General features: G+C 72.9%; 21 protein-coding genes and 1 pseudogene. 14 read left to right on the forward strand and 8 right to left on the reverse strand.

All coding sequences use genetic code 11. The annotated features are described in order from the left end of the window. Positions 1-42 precede the first annotated feature (42 nt). Genes BLU82_RS05985 through BLU82_RS06000 form a run of 4 tightly spaced genes read right to left on the reverse strand, consistent with a single transcriptional unit; the run spans position 43 to position 5,935 of the window. Complete coding sequence (locus BLU82_RS05985; RefSeq protein ID WP_092617054.1) at positions 43-2,865, reverse strand: DEAD/DEAH box helicase family protein; 2,823 nt, start codon at positions 2,863-2,865, stop codon at positions 43-45. A gap of 40 nt (positions 2,866-2,905) precedes the next feature. Beyond that, positions 2,906-3,760 carry a carbohydrate ABC transporter permease gene (locus tag BLU82_RS05990; protein WP_092617057.1) on the reverse strand — a complete coding sequence of 285 codons (855 nt, stop codon included), beginning with the start codon at positions 3,758-3,760 and terminating at the stop codon, positions 2,906-2,908. Next, complete coding sequence (locus BLU82_RS05995) at positions 3,747-4,652, reverse strand: carbohydrate ABC transporter permease (RefSeq protein ID WP_092617060.1); 906 nt, start codon at positions 4,650-4,652, stop codon at positions 3,747-3,749. Before BLU82_RS05995 ends, BLU82_RS05990 begins: the two co-directional genes overlap by 14 nt. Further along, positions 4,652-5,935, reverse strand: a complete 1,284-nt coding sequence (locus tag BLU82_RS06000) for a sugar ABC transporter substrate-binding protein (protein WP_157740626.1) — start codon at positions 5,933-5,935, stop codon at positions 4,652-4,654. The genes BLU82_RS05995 and BLU82_RS06000 overlap by 1 nt, the downstream gene beginning before the upstream one ends. 160 nt (positions 5,936-6,095) lie before the next feature. Between BLU82_RS06000 and BLU82_RS06005 the strand changes: the two genes are divergently transcribed. Genes BLU82_RS06005 through BLU82_RS06020 form a run of 4 tightly spaced genes read left to right on the forward strand, consistent with a single transcriptional unit; the run spans position 6,096 to position 9,729 of the window. Next, complete coding sequence (locus BLU82_RS06005) at positions 6,096-7,025, forward strand: DUF6772 family protein (protein ID WP_092617066.1); 930 nt, start codon at positions 6,096-6,098, stop codon at positions 7,023-7,025. 29 nt (positions 7,026-7,054) lie between these two features. Continuing rightward, complete coding sequence (locus BLU82_RS06010; RefSeq protein ID WP_092617071.1) at positions 7,055-7,381, forward strand: DUF6385 domain-containing protein; 327 nt, start codon at positions 7,055-7,057, stop codon at positions 7,379-7,381. Positions 7,382-7,426: 45 nt separating this feature from the next. Then, complete coding sequence (locus BLU82_RS06015; protein ID WP_092617074.1) at positions 7,427-8,452, forward strand: LacI family DNA-binding transcriptional regulator; 1,026 nt, start codon at positions 7,427-7,429, stop codon at positions 8,450-8,452. Beyond that, positions 8,449-9,729, forward strand: coding sequence for an FAD-binding protein (locus BLU82_RS06020; RefSeq protein ID WP_231947721.1), 1,281 nt, complete (start codon positions 8,449-8,451; stop codon positions 9,727-9,729). Before BLU82_RS06015 ends, BLU82_RS06020 begins: the two co-directional genes overlap by 4 nt. Before the next feature lie 11 nt (positions 9,730-9,740). On the opposite strand, the gene BLU82_RS06025 is transcribed toward BLU82_RS06020, so the two are convergent. Beyond that, positions 9,741-10,304, reverse strand: a complete 564-nt coding sequence (locus BLU82_RS06025; protein ID WP_092617077.1) for a hypothetical protein — start codon at positions 10,302-10,304, stop codon at positions 9,741-9,743. Positions 10,305-10,383: 79 nt separating this feature from the next. Here BLU82_RS06025 and BLU82_RS06030 point away from each other — a divergent pair, with 79 nt between their 5' ends. Next, positions 10,384-11,292: a sigma-70 family RNA polymerase sigma factor gene (locus BLU82_RS06030; protein WP_197682763.1), complete on the forward strand. Its 909-nt coding sequence runs from the start codon at positions 10,384-10,386 to the stop codon at positions 11,290-11,292. 59 nt (positions 11,293-11,351) lie between these two features. After that, positions 11,352-12,269 carry an NADP-dependent oxidoreductase gene (locus BLU82_RS06035; protein WP_092617083.1) on the forward strand — a complete coding sequence of 306 codons (918 nt, stop codon included), beginning with the start codon at positions 11,352-11,354 and terminating at the stop codon, positions 12,267-12,269. 9 nt (positions 12,270-12,278) lie between these two features. Here the strand turns inward: BLU82_RS06035 and BLU82_RS06040 are convergent, their stop codons facing one another. Beyond that, positions 12,279-12,881 carry a M15 family metallopeptidase gene (locus BLU82_RS06040; RefSeq protein ID WP_197682764.1) on the reverse strand — a complete coding sequence of 201 codons (603 nt, stop codon included), beginning with the start codon at positions 12,879-12,881 and terminating at the stop codon, positions 12,279-12,281. Positions 12,882-13,052: 171 nt separating this feature from the next. On the opposite strand from BLU82_RS06040, the gene BLU82_RS06045 reads away from it, so the two are divergent. Next, a complete protein-coding gene (locus tag BLU82_RS06045; protein ID WP_092617086.1) occupies positions 13,053-13,949 on the forward strand; it encodes a phosphotransferase in 897 nt (298 codons plus the stop codon). Between the two features lie 17 nt (positions 13,950-13,966). Here the strand turns inward: BLU82_RS06045 and BLU82_RS06050 are convergent, their stop codons facing one another. Beyond that, entirely contained in the window at positions 13,967-14,566 is a 600-nt protein-coding gene (locus BLU82_RS06050; RefSeq protein WP_231947722.1) for a TetR/AcrR family transcriptional regulator, read from the reverse strand. 86 nt (positions 14,567-14,652) lie between these two features. On the opposite strand from BLU82_RS06050, the gene BLU82_RS06055 reads away from it, so the two are divergent. The 7 genes and pseudogenes from BLU82_RS06055 to BLU82_RS06080 all read left to right on the forward strand — a co-directional run bounded on the left by BLU82_RS06055 (position 14,653) and on the right by BLU82_RS06080 (position 22,522). Continuing rightward, complete coding sequence (locus BLU82_RS06055) at positions 14,653-14,994, forward strand: multidrug efflux SMR transporter (protein ID WP_092617091.1); 342 nt, start codon at positions 14,653-14,655, stop codon at positions 14,992-14,994. A gap of 259 nt (positions 14,995-15,253) precedes the next feature. Next, a pseudogene (locus BLU82_RS36260) lies at positions 15,254-15,598 on the forward strand (LLM class flavin-dependent oxidoreductase); the annotation flags it as partial. A gap of 28 nt (positions 15,599-15,626) precedes the next feature. Continuing rightward, complete coding sequence (locus tag BLU82_RS35515) at positions 15,627-15,842, forward strand: hypothetical protein (RefSeq protein WP_231947723.1); 216 nt, start codon at positions 15,627-15,629, stop codon at positions 15,840-15,842. 146 nt (positions 15,843-15,988) lie between these two features. Further along, positions 15,989-16,885 carry a twin-arginine translocation signal domain-containing protein gene (locus tag BLU82_RS06065; protein ID WP_092617097.1) on the forward strand — a complete coding sequence of 299 codons (897 nt, stop codon included), beginning with the start codon at positions 15,989-15,991 and terminating at the stop codon, positions 16,883-16,885. Further along, entirely contained in the window at positions 16,873-18,474 is a 1,602-nt protein-coding gene (locus BLU82_RS06070; RefSeq protein WP_092617101.1) for a hypothetical protein, read from the forward strand. Before BLU82_RS06065 ends, BLU82_RS06070 begins: the two co-directional genes overlap by 13 nt. A 25-nt stretch (positions 18,475-18,499) precedes the next feature. Then, positions 18,500-20,746, forward strand: a complete 2,247-nt coding sequence (locus BLU82_RS06075) for a hypothetical protein (protein WP_157740630.1) — start codon at positions 18,500-18,502, stop codon at positions 20,744-20,746. Positions 20,747-20,779: 33 nt separating this feature from the next. Further along, a complete protein-coding gene (locus BLU82_RS06080) occupies positions 20,780-22,522 on the forward strand; it encodes a family 43 glycosylhydrolase (RefSeq protein ID WP_092617109.1) in 1,743 nt (580 codons plus the stop codon). On the opposite strand, the gene BLU82_RS06085 is transcribed toward BLU82_RS06080, so the two are convergent. Then, positions 22,515-23,099 carry a TetR/AcrR family transcriptional regulator gene (locus BLU82_RS06085; RefSeq protein ID WP_092617112.1) on the reverse strand — a complete coding sequence of 195 codons (585 nt, stop codon included), beginning with the start codon at positions 23,097-23,099 and terminating at the stop codon, positions 22,515-22,517. The two genes, BLU82_RS06080 and BLU82_RS06085, sit on opposite strands and share 8 nt — an antisense overlap. Between the last annotated feature and the right edge of the window lie 25 nt (positions 23,100-23,124).

A 23,124-nucleotide genomic window follows, 5' to 3' on the forward strand; every position in this document is an offset into this window, starting at 1 on the left:
AGGTGGCCCGGGGGACGCTGCGCGCCCCCGGGCCACCCTTCGTCACCGCCAGGCCACGCGCAGTGCCGTCGTCGCGGCGAAGGGGTCGTGGCCGCGGTGGGTGAGGAGGATCCCCTCGCCCTCAGGGGTGGCGGTGCGCACGGGGTCGCCGTCGCTGACCCAGCGGTTCCAGGCCGTGGCGAAGGCGCGCACCCGGCGCACGTTGGCGCCCAGAATCGACGGCACCGCGTGGTAGACCACCGGGTTCGGCGGGGCCTGGCCCGCGAGCCAGGCGCGGCCGGCCCGGCGCAGCGCCTCGGGCCGGTCCGGGATCGCCTCGACGAGGTAGCGCGGCACCACGTGGCGGGGCGAGACCAGCGGCGCGAGCAGCTCGTCCAGCGCGGCGACGAACAGGGCGGACGTCTCGGCGCTGACGTCGGCGAGGACCAGGCGATACGTGCCGTCGGGCTCGACGGCGGCGGTCACCGCGGCGGCGCCGGCCTCGGACAGGTCCGCCTCGTGCAGGGCGTCGGCGACGGCGCAGGCGAAGGCCAGCGGGTCCGGCCCGGGCGCCAGCCCGGCGAGGTCCCGTCCGGCGCGCAGCTGGGCGGCACGGACACGGCGGACCCGCGTCGCGCCGGCGGCCGCGCCGAGCGCCAGCGTCACGGCGGCCGGCCACCAGAGCGCCGCCACCGTCAGCACGGCCGTCAGCAGCGCCGTCAGCGCGACCGCGGCCCGCCACAGCGCCCGCCGGCCGTACGGCCGGGCGGGTGGCGGACCGGCGCCGCGCGCGGCCGGGACCAGAGGGGGCGGCCGGTGGGCCGGCCCGGCCACCATCCGGGCGACGCCGGTGTGCTGCGGCGTCACCCGGATGGTGTGCACCAGCTCGTCGCGGTACGGCGTGCCGACCTGCCACAGCGCCCGCACCCGCGCGCGGTCCTCGGCCCGGGCCAGCATCAGGGCGTTCTCGGCGGGGAACTCGGCGACCGGCGGCGGCGCGTAGGGCGAGAGCCGGGGGTCGACGTGGCCGACGCCGGCGGCGATCTCGCCGGAGTCGGTGACGGCGAAGTAGCCGTCGTGCTTGCGGACGAACCGGTCCCAGCTGCTCGTGCCGCCGGGATGCTCCTCGGAGACGCACACGACGCTCCAGGTGTGCGCGACCTTCTCGGGCCAGTCCGGGTCGACGCGCAGGGCCCGGCCGCGGGTCTGCACCACCGCGGCCGGGGTGGTGGCGGTCGTCAGGTCGACGAGCGTGTTGACGCCCCTGGCGTCCCAGCCCTCGCCGAGCAGCGCCCGCGTGCCGACCAGCGCTCGCGTCGCGCCGGTCTCGTAGAAGCGGGTGACCAGCGGCACCCAGTGCCGCGACCGCCAGCGGCCGGTGACGTCGACCGTCCCCGTGGCATGCTCCGGGACGTCGTCGAGGTCGAGGCCGGGCGCGTGCTCGCGGACGAACGACACCAGCTTGCGGGCCGTGGTCGCGTCAGTGGCCACCGCACGACCCGTGACCAGCACCGCGTTGAGCCCGGCGGTGCGTGGGTCGGACAGCAGCCGGGCGAGCACCAGCCGCGCCGACCCCGCGTCGGCGTCGAGGACGCCCCGCAGGCGGGCCGGTAGCGTGGCCGCGGCCCGCTCGTGGTCGCACAGCACCAGGGCCCGCAGCCGATCGCCGAGGTTCGCCGTCTCGGCGGCCAGGATCTCCACCGTGGCGTCGGTGGTCGCCTCGCTGCGGGCCAGCACCCGGTCGACGGGGGAGCGGCCGCGGCGGACGCCGCGCTTCGTGAGCTGGTACCCGATCCCCGGCAGAGCGCCCCTGATCGCCTCGACGGCGGCACGGTCGCGTGGGTCGTCCGAGGTCAGCAGCGCCGCCGATACCCAGTCGTGCAGCAGCGTCACCCAGTCCTGCGCGGTCGGGTCGTGCCGGTGCTCCTCGCGGACGACGGCGCCGTCGGGCAGGGCGAGCAGGCCGGCGTGGTGGAAGCGCAGCGCGGCCGCCGCCACCTCCGGCGCCTCGCCCTCGAGCCGGGACCACGCGAGCGGCGGCGCGGCGCCGGCGCCGGTCCGCCGCGCCACGAATCGCTCGTCCAGCCAGCTCAGCAGGCTGACACTGGCGAAGTCCGGTGCGAGCAGGTCGTTCTGGAGCTCCGCGAACCGCTCGGCCTCCGTGGCCAGCCATTGCGACTCCGTCGGCGACGGCGATGTGAACCAGGCCAGCTCGGCGAACGGCGCGAGATGCCCCTCCCGTACCACCGACGGGATCGACGTGCTGTAGAGCGGCGACCCGAACAGCCGGTCGACCAGGTCGGCCTGGCCGGCGGTCAGGGTGCTCGGCGGCGTCCCCGTCAGGCCGATGACGTGCGCCTCGGGCAGGTCGTCGAGCAGTTCGGCCAGCAGCCGGCCCCACACCTCGAGCAGGTGGTGACACTCGTCGAGGACGAGGGTGATCGGCCCGGCCGTCTCGAGCGCCTCGACCAGCGCGCGGCCGTTCTCGTGCAGGCGGCCGCGCAGGCCGCCCGTGCGCTCGTGCCCCTCCTCGTCGACCTCCGCGTCGGGGTCGAAGCTGGCCAGCGCCTGGTACGTCAGAGCCGTGACGGGCCGGCCCAGGTCGCGGCCGGTGCCCGCCGGGATGTGCGCCGGGGTGAACTCGCGCCACGCCGCGACCCACTGTCCCTGGATGGCCGTGTTCGGCCCGAACACCACCACCGGCTGCCCGAGGCGGCGGGCCGCCTCCAACCCGACGAGGGTCTTGCCGGCGCCCGGAGGCAGCACCACCCACGCCCGCCGCCGGCCCGCCGCGAACGCCTCGCCGAGCGCGTCGAGGGCCAGCCGCTGGTGCCGCCGGAACGGCCGCGGATACCCCGCCGCCGCCCACCCCTCCTCGTCGCGCATCGGCTCATCATGCCCGAGGACGCGAAGCGGCCGGCCGCGATTACGACTTCAGGCCGCCGGCCGTCAGACCCGCGACCACGTGCCGTTGCGCGAAGAAGAACACCAGCAGCACCGGGATGACCGAGAGCGTGGTCGCCGCCATCTGCACGCCCCAGAGCGGCCCCGCGAACGGGTCCTCGTAGTGCGTCAGGGCGACCGGCACGGTCAGCAGCGACGTGTCGCGGATGTAGACGAGTGGCTCGAGGAACTGGTTCCAGCTGTACCAGCAGCACAGGACGACGACGGCCGCGATCGAGGGACGGACGAGCGGCAGGTAGACCTGCAGCATGGTCCGCCACCGGCCCGAGCCGTCGAGCGTGGCCGCCTCCTCGAACTCCCGGGGGAGCGTGAGGAACGCCTGCCGCATCACGAACGTCGCGATCGGTGACGTCGTGAGGATCGCCGTGAAGACGACCAGCGGGAGGAGCGTGTTCGTCCAGCCCAGGTCGGACGCCAGCCGGAACAGGGGGATGATCGTCGCTTCCGGCGGGATGAAGATGCCGCTGAGCAGGATCACGAACGCCACACCGGCGCCGAGCGGCCGGACCCGGGCCAGCGCGTAGCCCGCCAGCACCGACAACACCAGCGTGACAGCGCAGACCGCCACCATGACGATCACGGAGTTCAGGAACTGCCGGCCGAACGGCTGCAGCTCGAACACCCGGGCGAAGTTGTCCCAGCGGACGTCGTCGGGGATCACCGACGGCGGATACCGCAGGATCTCGTTCGGCGACTTGAGCGATCCGCTGATCATCCAGAGGACGGGCGCGATGAACACGAGCGCGACGACGCTCAGCACCAGGTATCTCAGCCCGGTCCGCGCCCGGCGGGCGACGGCGGGATCAGTCCGACTCATGGAACACCACCCGCTTCCGCAGCTGCCAGATCACGCCGGTCAGCACCAGGATGATCGCGAACAGGAGCACCGACAGCGCGCTGGCGTAGCCGACGTCGTTGAGTTCGAAGGCCTGCTTGTAGATCTCGAACGACAGCACCGTGCTCTGCACGCCCGGGCCGCCCTCAGTCAACAGCAGCACGACCTCGAACACCTTGAACGAGCCGACGATCATGAGCATGAAGACCATGAGGATCGACGGCGAGATCTGCGGCACCACGACGTGCCGGAAGACGCCCTGCCGGGAGGCGCCGTCGATCCGGGCCGCGTCGACCAACTCGTCGGGCACGGCCTGGAGCGCCGCGAGGAAGATCATCATGTTGATGCCCACGTTCTTCATGAGCTGGATGACCGCGAACACGGCGAGGGTGAGCCAGCCACCGCGCAGCCACGCGAACGGACCGAGCCCGGCCACGCCCACGACGGCGTCGAGCAGCCCCTGCGGCTGCACGATGAAGCTCCACACCAGAGTCCAGGCCACCATCGTCACGAGCGCGGGAACGAAGATCATCGACCGGAAGAACCCGATGCCGCGCAGCTTCTGGTTGACCAGCATCGCCAGACCCAGCGAGACCACGGTGCCCGTGACGCTCAGGACGCAGACGAAGAACAGCGTGTTCGGCAGGATCGTCCGCATGTCCGGTTCGTCGAGGATCCGGGCATAGTTCTCCAGGCCCACGAACGTCTGACGGCCGGCCAGCACGTTGACCTCGTTGAGGCTCAGCCAGATCACCCAGCCGAGCGCGAGCACCCCGACCGCCGTGAACCCGACGAACTGCGGCGCCAGCAGCAGGTACCCGAAGCCGTTGCGGCCGCCGTCGCCGCGGAACGGCCGCCGTCCGCGTGCCGCCATCACTCTCCGGCGAGCAGCGGGTCGATGGCGTCGCACACCTCGGCGAGCGCCGCGGGCAGGTCGGCGGCCGGCTGCCAGACGTGCTCGTCGAGGCTGGAGTCGAGCGCGTCGGCCACGCCGGAGTTGTCGACGGCGACGGGGAAGATCTGCCCGGTGCTCTTCGTCGCCTCGATGATCGGCTGCACGACCTCCTCGGTCAGGATGGCTGACTCGCCGACCAGGACGCTCGGCTCCAGCAGGCTGGTGCGGGCCGGCGGCCAGAACTGGGCGAGGCTCGCCGCGTTCTCCTCGTTGGTCAGGAAGGCCAGGAACTCCTGGGCGGCTTCCTGGTGCCGGCTCGCCGACAGCACGGTGATCGCGGCCTGCCCGAGCGCCTGCACCTCTCCGGCCGGGCCGCCGGGCGTGGGCACGATGCCCCAGGCGAACGCCGCGTCCTCGAGCAGCGCGTTGCTGCTGAGGAACGCCGTCGTGGCGCCGGCCTGGCCGCTCCAGAAGTCGGCCTGCTCGCCCGGCACCGGCGACGAACCGTCGGTGTAGACCATGCCGTGGAACAGCGACATCGCCTCGACGAACTCGGGACTGTCCGCCGTGCATTCGGACGCGTCGTCGCTCCAGGGCGACGCGCCGTACGCGAAGAGGATCGGCAGCAGGCGGGTCCAGTTCTTGAACTCGAAATCGTTCACGACGTAGCCGGGCACGCCCGTGGCGTCGGCGAGCTCCTTCGACACCCGGCGGAACGACTCCCAGGTCCAGTCGCCGGCGGCGATCAGCTCGTCGGGGCTGGTCACGCCGGCCTGGGCGTAGAGGTCCTTGTTGTAGTACATGACCAGCGGGCCGGTCGAGAACGGCACGCCGTATTGGGCGTCGTCGACCCGCCACCGCTCGTGCAGGGCGGGCACGAGGTCGTCGTAGTCGTAGCCCTCGGTGTTCTGGAGGACGTCCGAGACGTCGACGAGCGCGCCGGCCTCGATGTACTCCAGGCTGCTCTCGACCGGAAGCCAGGTGAGGTCGGGGGAGTCGTCCGCGGAGATCCGGGTGGTCAGGACCGAGTCGAGCTGGTCGAGCGTCAGGCTCTCGAACTCGATCTCGGTGACGCCCGGGTGCTGCTCCATGAACGCGTCGCCGATCTCCTCGAACAGCGCGAGTTGATCCGGGTTCGACGTCCACATGGTCATGGTCAGCCGCACATCGGCGTCGTCGGACGACGAGTCCGAGGAGCAGCCGGCCGTCACGAGCACAGCGACGGCTGCGGCGCTGACCACCGTCAGGGATCTGGTGCGCACGAAGTCCTCCAGGATGTCGACGCGGGCTCCTGTGCCCGCCGCGATGTCGTCGTACGGTATAACGGTTTACCGAAGCAAGCAATCGGTCTAAGGTCAACGCTTGCAGGTGCGTCTGCCTTGTCACGTCGTTGTTGCTAGAAACGATTTACCAGGAGCTGGGATGAACCGGGTCATCGCCCATGATCGGCAACTCGAGCGGTTCCGGCCGCTGTCGCGCATCATCACGTTCGACGACTTCGACACAGGGTTCAACGGCTGGATGGACCTCACGCCGAACTACGTCGAGGAGAACTACGAGTCGTTCCCCAGCGCCGTCGACCTGTCGAGCTGGGCGCCCTCGATGCTGAGCTCGGCGTCGATGCGCTTCGCCGCCTCGCACGGCTCCATGGACGGCACCTACTCGCTCAAGCTGACCACGCGGCCGGTGTCCGCGCCGCACACCGAGCCGCCCGCCGACGGCAGCATGGGCGTCGTGCTGAAGCGGCTGTCGCGGTTCGGCGATCCGACGCTGATCCAGATCGAAGCCTGGTACGCGTACACGCCGGAGCAGGACCGCGAGGGGCACGGTGAGGAGGACATCCGCGCGTTCGGGTTCTACTTCGACATCCAGGACGGCGAGCACCGCTACATGCCCGGGGTGCGCTACGTGAACTCCCTCGGCGGCAGGCTGGTGAAGCGCTGGCAGTACTGGAAGGCGAGCGAGGGCGTCACGCACGAGGACTGGAACTTCGGGGTCGAGGGCGGGTGGTGCAAGCCCGGGATCGACAACCTCTGGTACGGCCGCCGGCACGAGGACGGATCGTCCGACGGGTACCAGTGGGTGCCGGGCGGCGACCAGGACCTGCTGTACAACGAGAGCCCGGACAAGATCAACTGGCTCTACTTCCGGCTCACCGTCGACGTCGCGAAGCGGGAGTACGTCGAGCTCCAGAGCATGGACCAGGTGTTCGACCTGCGCGGCATCCAGCCGACCCTGGCCGACCGGTACCGCGCCATCGACAACCTGATCAACCCGATCTTCTACGTCGAGACCGACGCCGACCGGTCGGTCCACCTCTTCCTCGACTCGGTCGTCTACTCGACCGAGTGACCCCGCCCCCTCTCACGGAAAGCGCTTCGATGCAGACGACCCACACCTCCGTGCTCGCCCGCCGGGTGCGCATCTCCTCCGACTTCCACACCATTCCCTACGAGGCGGGCTGGGCCACCGAGGCCGTCGTGTTCGTGCAGGCCGAGGGCGAGCACCCGCCGCTCACCGCGAGCACCGAGATCTCTCCCGACGGCATCACCTGGGTGCGGCGCGGTGAGCCGCGGGTGCTCGGCGCGGACGACGCCGTCGTCGACCTTCCGCTCGTGGCCTTCGGCAACTGGCTCCGCATCGCGATCACCGGTGCGACCGAGTCGAGTCAGGCACGGGTTCTCGTGCACGTCTCGCTCAAGGGGTAGCCGGTCCCGTACGGTGCTCTGGCCGATCAGCAGCCCGGAGGCAGCATGAGGAAGAAGGCGGCACGCATCACCGAGGTGGCGAGACTGGCCGGCGTCTCGCCCGGGCTGGTGTCGCGCATCATCAACAACGACGCGACCCTCAAGGTCCGCGCCGAGACCCGCGCCCGGGTCATGGACGCGATCGACAAGCTCGACTACGCCCCGGACTCCACGGCGCGGGCCCTGCGCAGCGCGCGGACCGGCCTGCTCGGCTTCGCGCTGCACCACGTCAACGACCCGGTCTACACCGACATGGTCGACGCCGCGCAGGTCGCGGCGACCAGCCGCAACCACTCGATCATGCTGCTGAACACGACGGAGTTGCTGGAGCGTGGCGACGCCTTCCGCGAGATCGTGCACGGACGCCGGGTGGACGGGCTGCTGATCCAGAGCGGCTTCGGCGACGCCGACGCCGACCTTCGCGCGCTCGCCGGGACGGTGCCGTCGATCCTCTTCAACGGCGCTCCGATGCCCGGCACCCGGACGCTCCGGCTCGACGACGGGGCGGCGGCCGCGGCGGCGACCGAGCACCTCGTCGCGCTGGGTCATCGCGACATCGCGTTCGTGGGCGCCGACGGCGCCGCGGCCGCCCGGCGCCTCGACGCCTATCGGGCAGCGATGGAACGCGCCGGGCTCGCGCCGCTGCCGCCGTTGCACGGCGGCTGGAGCCCGGACGAGGCCAAGGCCGCGGTGACGCGGTACCTCGCGGACCGGCCGAGCGCCACGGCCTTCGTGGTCGTCACGACGACCACGGCCATCGGCGTGCACTCCGCGATCGCCACCGCGGGCCTGCGCATCCCCGACGACATCGCACTGATCAGCGTCCACGACGCCTGGTTCGCGCCGCACCTGAACCCGCCCCTCACGGTCGTCGCGCTCCCGTTCGGCACGCTGGGCACGCGCGCCGTCGACCTGCTCATCCGCCAGATCCACGAACCGACGACCGGCGAGACGATCATCGCCGACGATCCGCCGCGCCTGATCGAGCGCGGCTCCACCGCACCTCCGCGCAGCCGGGAGACCCTGCCGTGATCGACCTGACCACCACCGGGCCCGGACGCAACTGGGCCGGCAACGTCGGCTACCGCGCGGCCCGGATCCTGACGCCGAGCGACACCGCGGAGGTCGCCGAGGTCGTCGCCTCGGCGCCCCCCGGCTCGGTGAAGGCGCTGGGCACGCGGCACTCGTTCAACCTCATGGCCGACACCTCCGGGACGCTGATCTCGACCGCGGGCCTGGGCGGCGCGGCGGACCTGGAGCTCGACGAGACCGCGGGCACCGCGACGGTCGCGGCGGGGGTGCGCTACGGCGACCTGAGCCGGGAACTCGCCCGGCGCGGCTGGTCGCTGCCGAACCTGGCGTCGCTGCCCCACATCAGCGTGGCCGGGGCGGTGGCCACGGGCACGCACGGCTCGGGCGACCGCAACCGGACGCTGGCGGCCACCGTCACGGCGATCGAGCTCGTCGACGGCACGGGAATCGTGACGACGCTGCGCCGGGGCAACCCGGACTTCGACGGTGTGGTCGTCTCGATCGGCGCACTCGGCGTCGTGACCCGGGTGACGCTCGAGGTCGAGCCGGCGTACGAGGTGGCCCAGACGGTGTACGAGCGGCTGCCGTTCGACGCCGTGCTGGCCGACTTCGACGCCGTGACGTCGCTCGGCTACAGCACCAGCCTGTTCACGACCTGGCACGACCCCGGCGTCGTCGACCAGTTCTGGCTCAAGCGCCGCGTGGACCGCGACCCCGAGGCCCCGGCGGACGTCCTCGGGGCGCGACCGGCGACGACGAAGCGGCATCCGATCACGGCGGCACTGGCCGAACCCTGCACCGACCAGCACGACGTCCCCGGTGCTCCGGGCGACCGACTGCCGCACTTCCGGCTGGAGTTCACCCCGTCCAGCGGCGCCGAGCTCCAGTCCGAGTACCTCGTCGCCCGGCCGCGTGCGACGGCCGCTCTCGCCGAGCTCCGCGCGATGGCGCATCGCCTCGCACCACTGGTCCAGGTGAGCGAGATCCGGACGATGGCCGCCGACGATCTCTGGCTGAGCCCGGCCTACGGGACCGACGCGGTCGGCATCCACTTCACCTGGGTGCCGGACCAGCCGGCCGTCGACGCGCTGCTGCCGGAGATCGAGGACCGCCTGGGCGGTCTCGCACCGCGGCCGCACTGGGGCAAGCGGTTCGCGATGGGCGCCGCGACGCTCGCCGAACGGTTCCCGCGGCACGGCGATTTCCGCCGGCTCGCCGACCGGTTCGATCCCGGGCGCCGCTTCCGCAACGACTACCTGGACGCGGTGCTCGGCTGAGCGCCGTCCGGTCAGAGCTGCCAGCCGCCGGAGACGGCGACGAGCCCGGCCTCGCCGTGCGGGCTGTAGCGGGCGACCACGCCGAGGTCGAGATCGCCGAGCTGTGCCGGCACGCGGTCGGCGCGCACCCACTCGGTGCCGGTCGCGGCGCCGGCCTCGGCCTCGAACGTGGCGACGGTCTCGGCCGGCAGCGCGAGCTGGTCGAGCACGGACCCGAGGAGTTCGACGGTCTCGTCGAGCGGTCTCGTGCCGGTCTTCACGTCGATGCTGACGGTGTCGTCGGTCGCGCGGAACGCGAGGTACCGGGCCGGCAGGCGCAGCTCGACCCCGTCGGGCAGCTGGAGCAGGATCGGTCGTTCGGGCCGCGTCTCGTAGACCGCCACCTCGTCGCCGACGATCCCGACGTCCTCGGGCGCGGGTGTGGAGCGCAGGTCCCAGACCTCGGTGCCGTCGGAGTCGGTGGCCGCCGGCGGCAGCGCGACGTCGTCGTCATCCCGCGTGATCGAGACGTCGCAACCGCTCAGCGGCAGCACCAGCGTGAGCAGGGAGATCCCGAGCGCCGCCGCGCGGGTCATGGGGCGTTCCCGAGGCCGTGGATCATCCTCCGGCCAGTCTGCCACCTGGCGGCGTGCGGCGGACGGTCATGATGGGGGCGTGTCCGAGCTGCTGTCCGTCGCGGGCGTCGAGCGGGATCGTCTGGTGGGTCTGGCGTATCGCCTGCTCGGGACCATCGCTGACGCCGAGGACGCCGTGCAGGAGGCGTTCGTGCGCTGGTACCGGCTCGACGAGCGGGCCCGGGCGGACGTGGCGAACCCCGTGGGGTGGTTCGCGAAGACGACGAGCCGGGTCTGCCTGGACGTGTTGAAGAGCGCGTCCCGGCGCCACGACCACTACGTCGGCCCGTGGCTGCCCGAGCCGATCCCCGGCGACCGCTTCCGCGTCACGGCGCCGCTCGGCGCGCGCGACCCCGCGGAGCATGCGGTCGCGGCGGAGTCGGTGAGCATGGCGCTGCTGGTCGTGATGGAGTCGATGACGCCGGCCGAGCGGGTCGCGTTCGTGCTGCGTGACGTGTTCGACTACCCCGTCGCGGACATCGCGGACGTGCTCGACCGGTCGCCCGGCGCCGTCCGGCAGCTCGCGTCGTCCGCCCGTGCACGGATCGGCGCGAGCGCCGCCGCGCCGAGTGCCCGCGGGGCGAGCGCGCGTCTCACGGAGGCGTTCCGGCACGCCGCGAACACCGGCGACGTGGCGGCCCTGGTGCGTCTGCTCGACCCCGGTGTGACGCTGCGCTCCGACGGCGGCGGCGTCGCCCGAGCCGCGCTGAACCCCGTGCACAGTCCGGACAAGGTCGCCCGCTTCATCGTGGGCGTCCTCGCCCGGCAGGCGCCGGCCGCGCTCGCGGTCCGGGTGGCCGGCGATGGTGTGGTGCTGACGTTCGAGCGCGACGGAACCGTCACCGGCGTCGTCGAACTGGTGACGCAGGCCGGGGTCGTGCGGGACGTGCTGATCCAGTGGAACCCGCACAAGCTGACCCTGTGGCGTGGCGACGACGCGCCGGCCTGACGCGGCCGGGGTGTGCGTCGTCTACGTGGTGAACCCGTCGACCAGGAGGACACCCCACCATGAAGGCCATCACCGTCACCGATCCGGACGCCGGCACCGCCGGCATGACGCTGACCGAGCAGCCCGAACCCCACCTGTCGGAGAACGACGTCATCGTCCGCGTCCACGCGTCCGGATTCACTCCGGGCGAGCTGACCTGGCCGGCGACGTGGATCGACCGCGCCGGCCGGGACCGCACGCCGAGCATCCCCGGACACGAGCTCGCCGGCGTCGTCACCGAGCTCGGGCTCGGTACCACCGGCCTCACCGTCGGACAGCGGGTGTTCGGCCTCGCCGACTGGACCCGCAACGGCACCCTCGCCGAGTTCGTGGCCGTCGAGGCCCGCAACCTCGCCCCGCTCCCGGCCGACATCGACTTCGTCACCGCCGCGAGCCTGCCGATCTCGGGCCTCACCGCCTGGCAGGGGCTGTTCGACCACGGCCGGCTCCGGTCCGGTGAGAGCGTGCTGGTGCACGGCGCGGCCGGCGGAGTCGGCTCCGTCGTGACGCAGCTCGCGCGCGAGGCCGGCGCCTACGTCATCGGCACCGGCCGGGCCGCGGACCGGGAGACCGCGCTCGGGTTCGGCGCGAACGAGTTCGTCGACCTGGGCGCCGACGACCTCGCCTCGGCCGGACCGGTGCAGCTCGTGTTCGACGTCATCGGCGGCGACATCGGGGACCGCTCCGTCGACCTCGTCCGGGCCGGCGGCACGCTCGTCACCATCGCCGCACCACCCACCCGGCAGCCCGACGGCGGCCGCTCGGTGTTCTTCGTCGTGGAGGCCGACCGCGACCAGCTCACGCAGCTCGCCGCGCGCGTCCGCGACGGCCGGCTGCGCACGAGCATCGGCGCCGTCCGGCCGCTCGGCGACGCCGTCGCGGCACTCAACCCTGTCGAACGACCCAAGGGCAAGACCATCATCACCCCCTGGCCGTAGGCGCGCCGGTCACGACGCACTGTCGGAGCGCGGCGGCGGGCAGGTGCCGCCGGGCTCCACCGTCAGCTCGTAGTGCCAGATCTCGTTGGCGAAGGTCTGACACAGTCCGTACTCGGAGCCGTACCGGCTCATCCAGTACGCGGCGTCGGTCGGCCCGACGTCCACGGCGTCGCCGGTGACGTGCGCGGACTCGTCAGGGGTCGAGACCCAGCGCAGCGCCTCCTCACGGCTGCCGTGCTCCTCGATCGCCTCGTCGAGCAGCCGGCTCTGGTAGTCGGCGTCGCGCCAGCCGCTGTTGATCTGGACCGTGATGCCGTCCTCGGCAGCGTCGTCAGTGGCGTCCTCCAGGGCGGCGAGGAGGTCCGGGTCGAGGTTGGCGACGGCCGGCTCGTCGGTGTCCTCGACGGTCACGACCCGCTCTCCGACGTCCCCGTCCGCGGCGACGTCGCGGCTGCGTCCGGGCTCGTCCGGGGCCGGGGCGGCGAGCAGCTCGGGCGCCGCGAGGCGCTCGGACGCCGCGGGTTCGGCGGGGTCGCCGCCGCAGGCGGAGACGGTGAGCAGGCACGCGACAGCGATGAGGGCGACCCGGGGGCCGTTGAAGTGCATCGTCATGCTCTGGACGCTACGAATGGCCGCCGGCCCGGGTCCTCCGTCGCAGGTGCCGGCGCACGGTCCCCGAGGACAAGAATCCTCGGCTCGAAGGACGAGTCCAGTCTCGGCCATCCCGGCTGGAGCGCCGGCGGGTGGGCCGGCCTGGACGCCACCTCGGTACTGTGGTTGCGCATGACCGGCACCGAGATCGCGATCACCGCGGACCTGGTCCGCGACCTGCTGCGGGAGCAGCACCCTGACCTCGCGGGGCTGGCCATCCGCGAGGTGGCGGGCGGCTGGGGCAACCAGATGTGGCGTCTCGGCGACGAGTTGGTCGTGCGCATGCAGCGGATGGACCCCACGCCGGAGCTCCAGCTCAAGGAGCGGCGCTGGCTGCCCGTGCTGGCCCCGCGACTGCCGCTCCCGGTGCCGGTCCCGGTGCGGTTCGGCGAACCGTCCGAGCGCTTCCCCAAGCACTGGACCGTGATGACGTGGGTCTCGGGCGAGCCGCTCGACCACGGCTCGATCAGCCGCGGCGCCCACGCGGCCGACACGCTGGCGGGATTCCTCCGGGCGCTGCACGTGCCGGCGCCCGCCGAGGCGCCGGGGCCGACGGACCGGGGCGCGCATCCCCGCGACTGCACGGACGGCTTCGAGAACTTCCTCCAGGCCGTCGGCCTCGACGACATCGCCGCCGACGTCCGCGCCGTCTGGGCCGATGCCGCCGGGGCCGGGGCGTGGGAGGGCCCGCCGGTGTGGGTGCACGGCGACCTCCATCCCGCGAACGTCGTCGTCTCGGAGGGGACGCTCTCGGGCATCGTCGACTTCGGTGACCTGTTCGCCGGCGACCCGGCGTGGGACCTCGCCGCCGCATGGGTGCTGCTGCCCGCGGGGACGGCCGCACGGTTCTTCGACGGGTACGCGCGGGCAGACGACGCGGCGATCCGGCGCGCCCGCGGGCTGGCCGCTCTCAAGAGCCTCTTCCTCGTGCTCATGGGGCAGAACGGCGACCGCGGTCTCCCCGGCGGCAAGCCGCACTGGGGACCCGTGGGCCGGGCGGCACTCGATCGCGTGCTGACGGGTGCGTGACGCACCCCCCCCGGTCGCTAGGGCGCCGGCCGCAGCGACCGGGCGATCAGCACGAGCGCACCCTCGATCGCGCCGTCAGCCGCACCGAGCCGCTTCTGCTCGAGGTAGACCTCCGGCGCGAGCGGGGCGAGGAGCGCTTCGGTGACGGCCTCGACGTCCGTGCGGCCGGCCTCGCGGACGAGGTGCCGGACGTGCGCTCGCCAGACCCCGTAGGCGCCGGTCTCGAACCGCGCCCGGCCGACCTCGCTGGCGAGCAGGAGCGGCGCATGGCGCCGCAGCAACCCGAGCATCGCGCGATAGAACGCGGTGAGCCGGTCGGCCGGATCGGCGCCCGGGCCGAGCGGCGGAGGCCCCGAGATGACCCCGGCCTGCAGCTCACGCTCGTGCTCGTCGAGCAACGCCTCTCCGAGCGCCCCGATGGACGCGTACCTGCGGTATAGCGTGGCGCGTCCGACCCCGGCGGCGCGGGCGACGTCGTCCATCGTGACGGACCGCGGATCGTGCTGGGCGAAGAGCTGGGCCGCAGCGTCGAGCACGCGCCGCCGGTTGCGTGCCGCGTCGGCCCGCTCCGGCGGGCGGACGGCGTCGGCCGCGCCGAGCAGATCGCGATGCGTCACCCGCCCATCGTAGCAACTGGACATAGTGTCCAGTTGTGTTATCGTCGTGTCTGAATCCGGACACGGTGACCACTTAGGGGTGGCTGATGCAGCTGAGCGCGTGGTCGTGGCTCCTGCTCGCGGGGGTGATCGAGATCGCCTTCTCGCAGAGCATCAAACCGACGGACGGCTTCACCCGCCCGGCGCCGACGCTGCTCTGCGTCGTCCTCGGGGCCGCCGCCGTCATGGCGCTGTCACGGGCGATGCAGGCCGTGTCGGTCGGCACGGCGTATGCGGTGTTCACCGGCATCGGCGCCGTCGGAGCGGTCACGCTCGGCATCCTCATCAGCCGCGACCCGCTGACGCCGGGTCGGCTCGCCGGTCTCGTCCTGATCATCGCCGGAGTACTCGTCTGCCACGTCACCGAGCCCGCGGCGAACGGATCGTGAACCGGCCTTTCCCGCCCGGCGGCGTGGGTGTTCGGCAGCCTCGCGCCGCCGGAACTGCTCGCCGGCGGGGCGCCGCTGGCGGAGCGGCTCGGCTTCGCCGAACTCTCGAACTCGCCGGCAGCGCCCGCATGTACCCGGGCCGCACCTCGGCGACGCGCACGCTCGGCAACACCGGCTGGCTCGATCAGCTGGGCCTGCTGCCGCGGCGGCCGCTGACTGCGCGCCGGCGGACTGCCGTGACGTGTGAGCGCTCCTCGCCGGCGAGGTGGTGACGAGCGACGGCGGACATCGCCACCGGGACGTCCAGCTCGGCGTTCCTCCGGCGCAGGTGCCACCGCTCTGGCTCGGTGCGGTCAACCGTGCGGCGCTGCGCGCGGCGAGCGCGATCGCCGACGGCGTGCTGCTGTCCGTGCTGACCGGGCCGGCCTGCCTGCGATGGGCGCGCGGGCGGATCCGCGCCGGCGCCGATCCTGCCGGCCGGCCGGCGCCGCCCGTCGTCGCCTTCGCTCTCACCTCCGTGCACCGCGACCCCGCCGTCGCCCGGGCCGGCGTCCGCGACGCCGTCGCGTTCTTCGCGGCCGCCGAGGCGCACACCGCGCTGATCGGGCGAATCGCCGTTCGGCCGCGACGACGTGTCCGCCCTCCTGGCCGGCGACCCCAGCCGTACGGTGGCGATGGTCGACGAGCCGGTGGTGGCGGGGAGCCCGGAGCAGGTCGTCGGCCGCCCCGACGCCCTCCTCGATGCCGGGGTCGACCGGATCGGGATCTGGCCGTTCCCCAGTGAGAGCTTCGCCGGCCAGCTGACCACCCTGGCCGACGACGTCCTGCCGCACCTGTGCCGGCGCTGACGGTCGTCCGGAGCACTATTGCGCTCGCGCACTGTGCATCATATGCTCACGATTGAGAAGACGTTTTCGATATTTCGAAACGTCAACTCTCTCCGCGTTCGCCAAGCGTGTCGTTGCCGGTACTCGTGCCTCGCAAGGAGCTGCTGATGTCGAACCTGTCCCGTCGGGGATTCCTGCAGATGAGCGGTGCTGCCGTCGGCGGCACGGTGGTCGGCGGTCCGGCGCTCGCCGCGCCCGCCGCCCACGCCGCCGGCACGCCGTCCGCCCCGGTCGCCTCGCCTGCCCTGACGCCGGCGGCGAGCCGGCCGGGAGTGGAGCCCGACGCCGCCACGGCCGCGACCTGGTGGCCGCCGCAGCGTCAGGTCTGGACGCCGATCGGCTGGAAGGGGCACCTGTTCCGGTTCAACGTGTTCTACAACGGCATGCTCATGTGCGAGCCGGGACCGGCCTGGATGACCAAGGACAACGTCGCGGGCTACCAGGGGCGGGGCATGCAGCTGCAGTTCCTGCCGCCGGACTTCCACGGCAACATCGCGAGCCCGCCCACCCATCGCCGGTACCTGTGGCAGGACGACCTCGGCATCGGCGAGCAGCGATGGAACGCCGACTCGGCCGCGCCGTTGCTGGAGACGTACTGGCGGCTGCCGCAGGGCGTCGTCGTCCGGCAGTCGGTCTTCGGCCACCTCGGTGGCGGCGGCGACTACCAGCAGGAGAGCGACCCGCTGTACGCCTGGGTCCGCCTCGACGTGGTGCACGTCGACGAGGTCCGGGCACCTCAGACGCTGCCGTTCGTGGTGCGGATGGCGCGGCGGCACCTGCAGTTCCGGGACGGCTACGCCGACGAGAACGGCGTGACCCTCGAGTACGAGCCGGACAACGCCGCGATGCCGGGGCGGATGCGCGTCGCTCCCGGGTTCGGCGTCGGGCCGAACCGGTCGGTGCAGGTCGAGCACCTGGACGGCACGGTCCGGATGGGCACCGTCCCGCTGCCGGCCGACCGGTCGTCTTCACCGAGACCGCCACGCCGCGGGTGTACGACCTGACGATCACCCTCGACGTGCAACCGGGCGCGCATGCCGATCTCCTCGTCGCGATGCTGCCGCAGAGCCGCACCGAGTTCCGCCGTGAGCTCGGGCTCGGGTGGGACGGCGCGCTGGCCGAGGCCGAGGCGTACTGGACGTCGACGGCCGACGCGGCGGCCGCGACGATCCACACCCCGGAGCCGTTCGTCGACGAGGCGCTGCGGCGCTTCGTCGAGCTGACCGAGATCGTCGGCGAGACCAGCCCGGAGAGTGGCAAGCGGACCCTCCTGACCGGCTCGTTCGGGTACGACGTGCTCTGGGCGACGCCGACATCGATGGTCCATCACATGCTGCTGGACCCGCTCGGCCAGCACCAGATCTCCCGCCGGCACCTGCAGATCTACCGCGACACCCAGGGCACCCGGATCGCGCCCGGCCAGGCGTACCAGGACTACGGCCTGCATCCGGGGTACCTCGGGTCGCCCTCGCACCTGCAGGCGTTCGACTGGCTCTCCGACCACGGCGCGATCCTGCAGAACATCGCGTACCACGCGCTGATGACCGGCGATCGGGACTTCATCGACGAGTGGATCGACATCGTGGTGAAGGCGTGCGAGTTCATCCGCGACGCCTGCGAGACGATCCCGCACGACGGCGTCCAGGGCCTGATGCCGGCCGCCCACTCCAGCGACGAGCTGCTCGACACCCAGGCCACGTGGTCGCTCGGCTGGAACTACAAGGGCCTGGCGACGGCGGTCAAGCTGCTCGAGCGGGTGGGGCACCCTCGGGCGGACGAGTTCGACGCGGCGAGGGAGCGGTTCCGCACCGCCATGGTGGACGCGTACCGGGAGCTCGCGCGGAACGCCGCCACCTGGACCCATCCCGACGGCTCCGCGCAGCCGGTGCCGGTGGCCGACTACACCGACCGGCCGTTCCACATCTTCCAGGACGCCTTCCTCCTCGACATCGGCCCGCTGTTCTTCGTCTGGGCCGGGGTGTTCCCGGCGGACGACCCGCTGATGACGTCGCACCTGGACTACTTCCGGTCCGGCCCGAACGCGGAACTGTGGGACGTCCGCTCCAACCCCATTCACCGGGCCTGGCTCATCCGCGAGGTGTCCACCTGCGAGCCCTGCTACAGCTGGAACGTCTCGCACGCCTGGCAGGCCGGTGACCGGGACCGCTATCTCGAGGGCGTGTACAGCCTGCTGAACGCCGGTGTCTCGCCGCAGACGTTCATCTCCAACGAGCACAGGCACGGCATGTCCGGCAACCTGTCGACGTCGGCGCTGATCGTCTGGCACCTGCTCAAGGCGGTGATCGACGCCGAGCTGACCGACGGGCAGGTCCACTTGCTCCGGCTCTGCCCGCTGAGCTGGCTGTCCGAGACGGACCAGACGGTGTTCGAGCGGGTGGCGACCGAGCACGGCCCGGTCGATCTGCGGTTCAAGCTCGCCGACGGCGGGGCCCGCCTGGACGTCGAGTTCGAGGGGCACTGGCACGCCGACGCCCCCGAGGTACTGCTGCACCTGCCTCCGCTGGACGGGCTGCGCACCGTCCGCGTCAACGGCGACGACATGCCCGCCGCCGATTCGCCCATCGCGCTGTAGACCACAACTCACACGGAGGGTGTTCATGCCTGGTAGAACCCCGCGCACACTCATCGCCGGCGCCGTGTCCGTCCTGACGATGCCGCTGGTCGCGGTGGCGGTCTCGACGGCCGAGCCGATCGGCGTCGAACCCGGCGACCTCGTGCTCCGGACGGCGGACGGGCGCCTGGTCCACTACTCGCACACCGCCTCCGCCGGCACGCCGTGGCCGGAGGCGAGCGGCGCCACCGTGGGCACCGGCTGGGGCGGCGCGGACTCGCTCGCCGTCGCCGACGTGAACCTCGACGGCGAGCCCGACCTGTTCGACCGCATCGGCGACTCCGTCGGGTACCACCCGAACCGGGGCGACCTCGACCCGGTCTGGGACCTGGGGGAGCGGGTCCTGGGCATGACCGGCTGGGCCGGCACGCCGCAGGTCGTCCTGGACGACTTCAACCGGGACGGCGGGCCCGACCTGATGGCCCGCCAGCCCGCGGGGAACCTGCGGATCTGGGAGCACGACGGCTCCACCAGCGCCAGCCCGTGGCTGACCCGGCCGGCGTACGACGTCGCCTACGGCCTGGACCGGGCCGATACGGTCGCGTTCGGCGAGGTCACCCGGGACGGCTTCCGGGACCTCGTGATCCGCGAGGACGACGGCACGCTGTGGATCGTCCCGCACCCGGGCGAGACCGCGCAGCCGGCCGTCCGCTCGACCGGCGCCGACACGGCGGTCCCCGAGGTGGTCTGGGACCTCGACGAGCTGCGGGCGCGGGCCGCGGCCGAGACCAGCGGGCTGCGGGCGGCCAGCGCCGAGGTCGATCCGACCCTCCCGTACGAACTGGGCTTCGCCTGGGCCGACTACGCGGCGCTGAGGGTGGCCGACGTCAACGGCGACAGCCTCGGCGACCTGCTCGCCCTCGACGACGACGGCCGGCTCTCGATCTACCCGCACAACGGCGCGACCGTGGGCCAGAAGCCGTGGACGACCCGCGTCGACGGCGGGTCCTGGTGGGGGCCGGGCAGCCTGCTCGCCGGCACCGACGCGCCGGTGACCCAGGCGCCCCCGGACCCGCCGGACCCCCAGCCCGAGCCCGACCCGGAACCGGTGCGCATGGGTGACGCGGTCGCGCTGGACCGGGACGGCCGGCTGTGGCGGCTCTGGCACACCGGCGACCGGGACCGCCCGTGGACGCGCTCGGCGGCGAACGTCGTCGGCTCCGACTGGAGCGGCGCCGACGTGTTCGCCCTCGACGACATCGACCTCGACGGCGAGATCGACCTGTTCTTCCGCGACCCGGCCGGCACCGGCAGCGTCTGGTACCACCCGCACCAGGGCGTCGCCGCATCGCCGTGGGACATCAGCGCCAAGATCTTCGGGATGAGCGGCTGGAACAACGCCGCCGAGGTGCTGCTCGAGGACGTCGACCGGGACGACCGCCCGGACCTGCTGTCGCGGATGCCGGATGGCAACCTGAGGGTCTGGTTCCACGACGGGCAGACCGGCATCAGCCCGTGGCTGGCGCCGGGCGCATGGACCGACGTCGCCGTCGGCCTGCAGACCACCGACCTCGTCCGGTGGGCCGAGATGACCGGCGACGACGCGCGCGACCTCGTCATCCGCGAGGCCGACGGCTCGGTGTGGGTGCTGCCCAACCCGGGCGCCCGCATCGGGCCGGGCACGCCGCCGGTCTGGACCTGGGACCTGGCCGCGGCCCGGGCGGGCACGGACCCGACGCGCCCCTACGAGCTCGGGACCGCCTGGGCCGGCGCCGGGACGCTGGACGTGCAGGACGCGGACGGCGACGGCCGGTCCGACCTGCTGGTCGTCGGCGCCGACGGCGGCCTGACCATCTACTACCACGACGGCTCGCCCGCCGGTGAGAACCCGTGGACCACCCCGACCGCCGCCGGCAGCCGGTGGGACGACTACGAGCTGATCGGCTTCAGCTCGCTGCCCGCCGAACCCGAGCCGGAGCCGGCCGGCGCCGTCCGGTACGACCCGGTCGGCACGAACACCGTCCAGACGATCACGGCCACCGGCTTCGAGCCCGGTGAGCGGGTGACGCACGTCTTCGACGGGCGGCCGCAGAACGCCGTCCTGGCGAACCCGGCCGGCGAGGTCGTGTTCGCCCTCAAGGCGCCCGCTCGCGCCGGCACGTACGAGTCCGAGCTCGCGGCCGCGTCCGGCACCGTGCTGCGTCTGAGTTTCCAGGTCGCCCGGGGCGCACCCGGCGGCGGCTCGGCCGACCTCGTCGCCTGGCGCGAGGAGTGGTCCCCGCAACGACCCTGACCCGCCCCGTCCGCGCCATCCGAAGGAGTCGCGATGTCCCGTCGGCTGCGTCGAACCGCCCTCACCTGTGTCGCCGTTCTCGCCTCGATGACGGCCGGGCTGGCCCCGGCCGCCGCCGTTCCACCGGAGGTGCCCAAGCACCTCATCGCGCAGGACTTCCCGGATCCGGACCTCGTGCGGGTCGGGAGCACCTGGTACGCGTACGCGACCAACAACTTCGCCCACGTGCCGGTGGCGAGCGCGCCGACGATCGACGGGCCGTGGTCGGTCCGCGGCGACGCGATGCCCGGCGGCCCGTCGCCGAGCTGGGCGACGGCCGGCCGGACCTGGGCGCCGGACGTCCATCTCAACGGCGACGGCACCCTCACCATGACCTACACCGCCTGGCACACGGCGTCGGGGCGCCAGTGCATCGGCGTGGCCACCGCGACGAACGCCCTCGGACCGTTCACGCCGGCCACGTCGCCGCTGATCTGCCCGACGAGCAGCGGCGGGGCCATCGACGCGAACACCTTCGTCGCCGCCGACGGCACCCGGTACCTGCTGTGGAAGAACGACGGCAACGCGATCGGGCAGTCGAGCACGCTGTGGCTGGTCCGGACGACGAACAACGGCACGGCGCTCGTCGGCGGCTCGACGGCCCTCGTCTCGGTGCCGGCAGGGCAGGTGATCGAGGCCCCTGACCTGGTGCAGCGGGGCGGCGTGTTCGTGCTGTTCTATTCGCGCGGGGACTACGGCGGGTGCGGCTACTACACCTCCTACGCGACCGCCACCGCTCTCGGCGGCCCGTGGACGCACGCCGGACAAGCACTGATGACGCAGGGGAACACCGGCATCTGCGGCCCGGGCGGCGCCGACGTCGTCACCGCGGCCGACGGCCTCACCGGCGGCGACAAGGTGGTGTTCCACGGCTGGGTGGGCGGCGCGCGGCACCTGTACTCCGTCGACCTGTCCTGGGTGGGCAACGTGCCGGTGCAGGGCGGCCGGCGTGCGGTGTCGCTGGACGGCGACGGCCGCGCCGAGCTCGCGGTCGTCCAGGCGAGCGGCGAGATCAGGGCGTGGCACAACGACCTCGGCTTCGCCACGACGCCGTACGGCGACTCGGCGATCATCGGCACCGGAGTCACCGATCCCGCGCGGGTCCGGTTCGCCGACCTCGACGACGACGGCCGGGCCGAGCAGATCCACCTCCAGCCCAACGGCGACATCCAGGCGTGGCACAACGACCTCGGCTTCGGCACCATGCCCTACGGCGACTCCGTGATCATCGCGACCGGGTTCACCGACCCGGCGCGGGTCCGGTTCGCCGACCTCGACGACGACGGCCGGGCCGAGCTGATCAACGTCCAGGCCAACGGCGAGGTGCAGGCCTGGCACAACGACGGCGCCTTCTCGGCCATGCCCTACGGCGCCTCGCGCATCGTCGCCACCGGGTTCACGCCCTCGCGGACCGCCTTCGCCGACATCGACGGCGACGGACGCGACGAGATCATCGCCGTCCAGGCGAACGGCGAGGTGCAGGCGTGGCACAACGACGCCGGGTTCGCCACCATGCCGTACGGAGCGTCGGTGATCATCGCCGACGGCTTCACCGATCCGGCCAGGCTCCGCTTCGCCGACCTCGACGGGGACGGCCGGGCCGAGATCGCCGCGATCCAGGCCGACGGCCAGATCCGGGCCTGGCACAACGACGCGGGCTTCGTCACCCGACCGTACGGCGACTCGCTCATCGTCGGCGCTGGGTTCACCGACCCGGGCCGGGCGATCTTCATCTGACGGTCGTGGCGGGGCGGGTGCCGAGGGCCTGGGCGAGCACCCGGTGAACGTGGCCGGCGTCGCCGGGGGCGTTGTCGATCAGGATGGCGGTGCACAGGCCGTCGGAGGCGGCGACGAGGGCGGCGATCGCCCGCGGGTCGCCGGTGAGGGTGGCGGCGAGTTCGGCGACGTCCTCGCGCCACTGCCGGGCGACCGGCGCCAACGCGGGCCGGCGCGCGGCGAGGGTGGACAGCTCGCGTTCGGCCAGGGCGCGTTCGCGTCCCGGCCCGCCGGACTCGGCGATCAGCTCGGCGAGGCCGCGCAGCTTGTCGCCGGGGCCGTCGATGATCTGCCGGATGCGGACGGTGTAGGCGTCGGCGACGCTGGACAGGGCGGCGACGAGGAGGTCGTCGAGGGTGGCGAAGTAGTAGGTGCTCAGGCTGGTGGGGATGCCTGCCTGCTTGGCGACGGTGCGGTGGGTGACGCCGGCCGCACCGTCGCGGGTGACCACGGCCAGGGTGGCGGCGATGATCTCGGCCCGGCGCTTGGCGCCGCGGGCCCGCCGGCCGTCGGCGGGGTGCTCGTCGCCGTCCGTCATGCCGCCTCCTCCCGTTCGCCACAGG

Origin of the sequence: Jiangella sp. DSM 45060, from assembly GCF_900105175.1 — a bacterium.
Classification (GTDB): Bacteria; Actinomycetota; Actinomycetes; order Jiangellales; family Jiangellaceae; genus Jiangella.

Bases quoted from the DNA above. Each gene is read 5' to 3' on its own strand.
- BLU82_RS05985 (WP_092617054.1), bottom strand. From the start codon at position 2,865: ATGCGCGACGAGGAGGGGTGGGCGGCGGCGGGGTATCCGCGGCCGTTC.
- BLU82_RS05990 (WP_092617057.1), bottom strand. From the start codon at position 3,760: ATGAGTCGGACTGATCCCGCCGTCGCCCGCCGGGCGCGGACCGGGCTG.
- BLU82_RS05995 (WP_092617060.1), bottom strand. From the start codon at position 4,652: ATGGCGGCACGCGGACGGCGGCCGTTCCGCGGCGACGGCGGCCGCAAC.
- BLU82_RS06005 (WP_092617066.1), top strand. From the start codon at position 6,096: ATGAACCGGGTCATCGCCCATGATCGGCAACTCGAGCGGTTCCGGCCG.
- BLU82_RS06010 (WP_092617071.1), top strand. From the start codon at position 7,055: ATGCAGACGACCCACACCTCCGTGCTCGCCCGCCGGGTGCGCATCTCC.
- BLU82_RS06015 (WP_092617074.1), top strand. From the start codon at position 7,427: ATGAGGAAGAAGGCGGCACGCATCACCGAGGTGGCGAGACTGGCCGGC.
- BLU82_RS06025 (WP_092617077.1), bottom strand. From the start codon at position 10,304: ATGACCCGCGCGGCGGCGCTCGGGATCTCCCTGCTCACGCTGGTGCTG.
- BLU82_RS06035 (WP_092617083.1), top strand. From the start codon at position 11,352: ATGAAGGCCATCACCGTCACCGATCCGGACGCCGGCACCGCCGGCATG.
- BLU82_RS06040 (WP_197682764.1), bottom strand. From the start codon at position 12,881: ATGACGATGCACTTCAACGGCCCCCGGGTCGCCCTCATCGCTGTCGCG.
- BLU82_RS06045 (WP_092617086.1), top strand. From the start codon at position 13,053: ATGACCGGCACCGAGATCGCGATCACCGCGGACCTGGTCCGCGACCTG.
- BLU82_RS06055 (WP_092617091.1), top strand. From the start codon at position 14,653: ATGCAGCTGAGCGCGTGGTCGTGGCTCCTGCTCGCGGGGGTGATCGAG.
- BLU82_RS06065 (WP_092617097.1), top strand. From the start codon at position 15,989: ATGTCGAACCTGTCCCGTCGGGGATTCCTGCAGATGAGCGGTGCTGCC.
- BLU82_RS06075 (WP_157740630.1), top strand. From the start codon at position 18,500: ATGCCTGGTAGAACCCCGCGCACACTCATCGCCGGCGCCGTGTCCGTC.
- BLU82_RS06080 (WP_092617109.1), top strand. From the start codon at position 20,780: ATGTCCCGTCGGCTGCGTCGAACCGCCCTCACCTGTGTCGCCGTTCTC.
- BLU82_RS06085 (WP_092617112.1), bottom strand. From the start codon at position 23,099: ATGACGGACGGCGACGAGCACCCCGCCGACGGCCGGCGGGCCCGCGGC.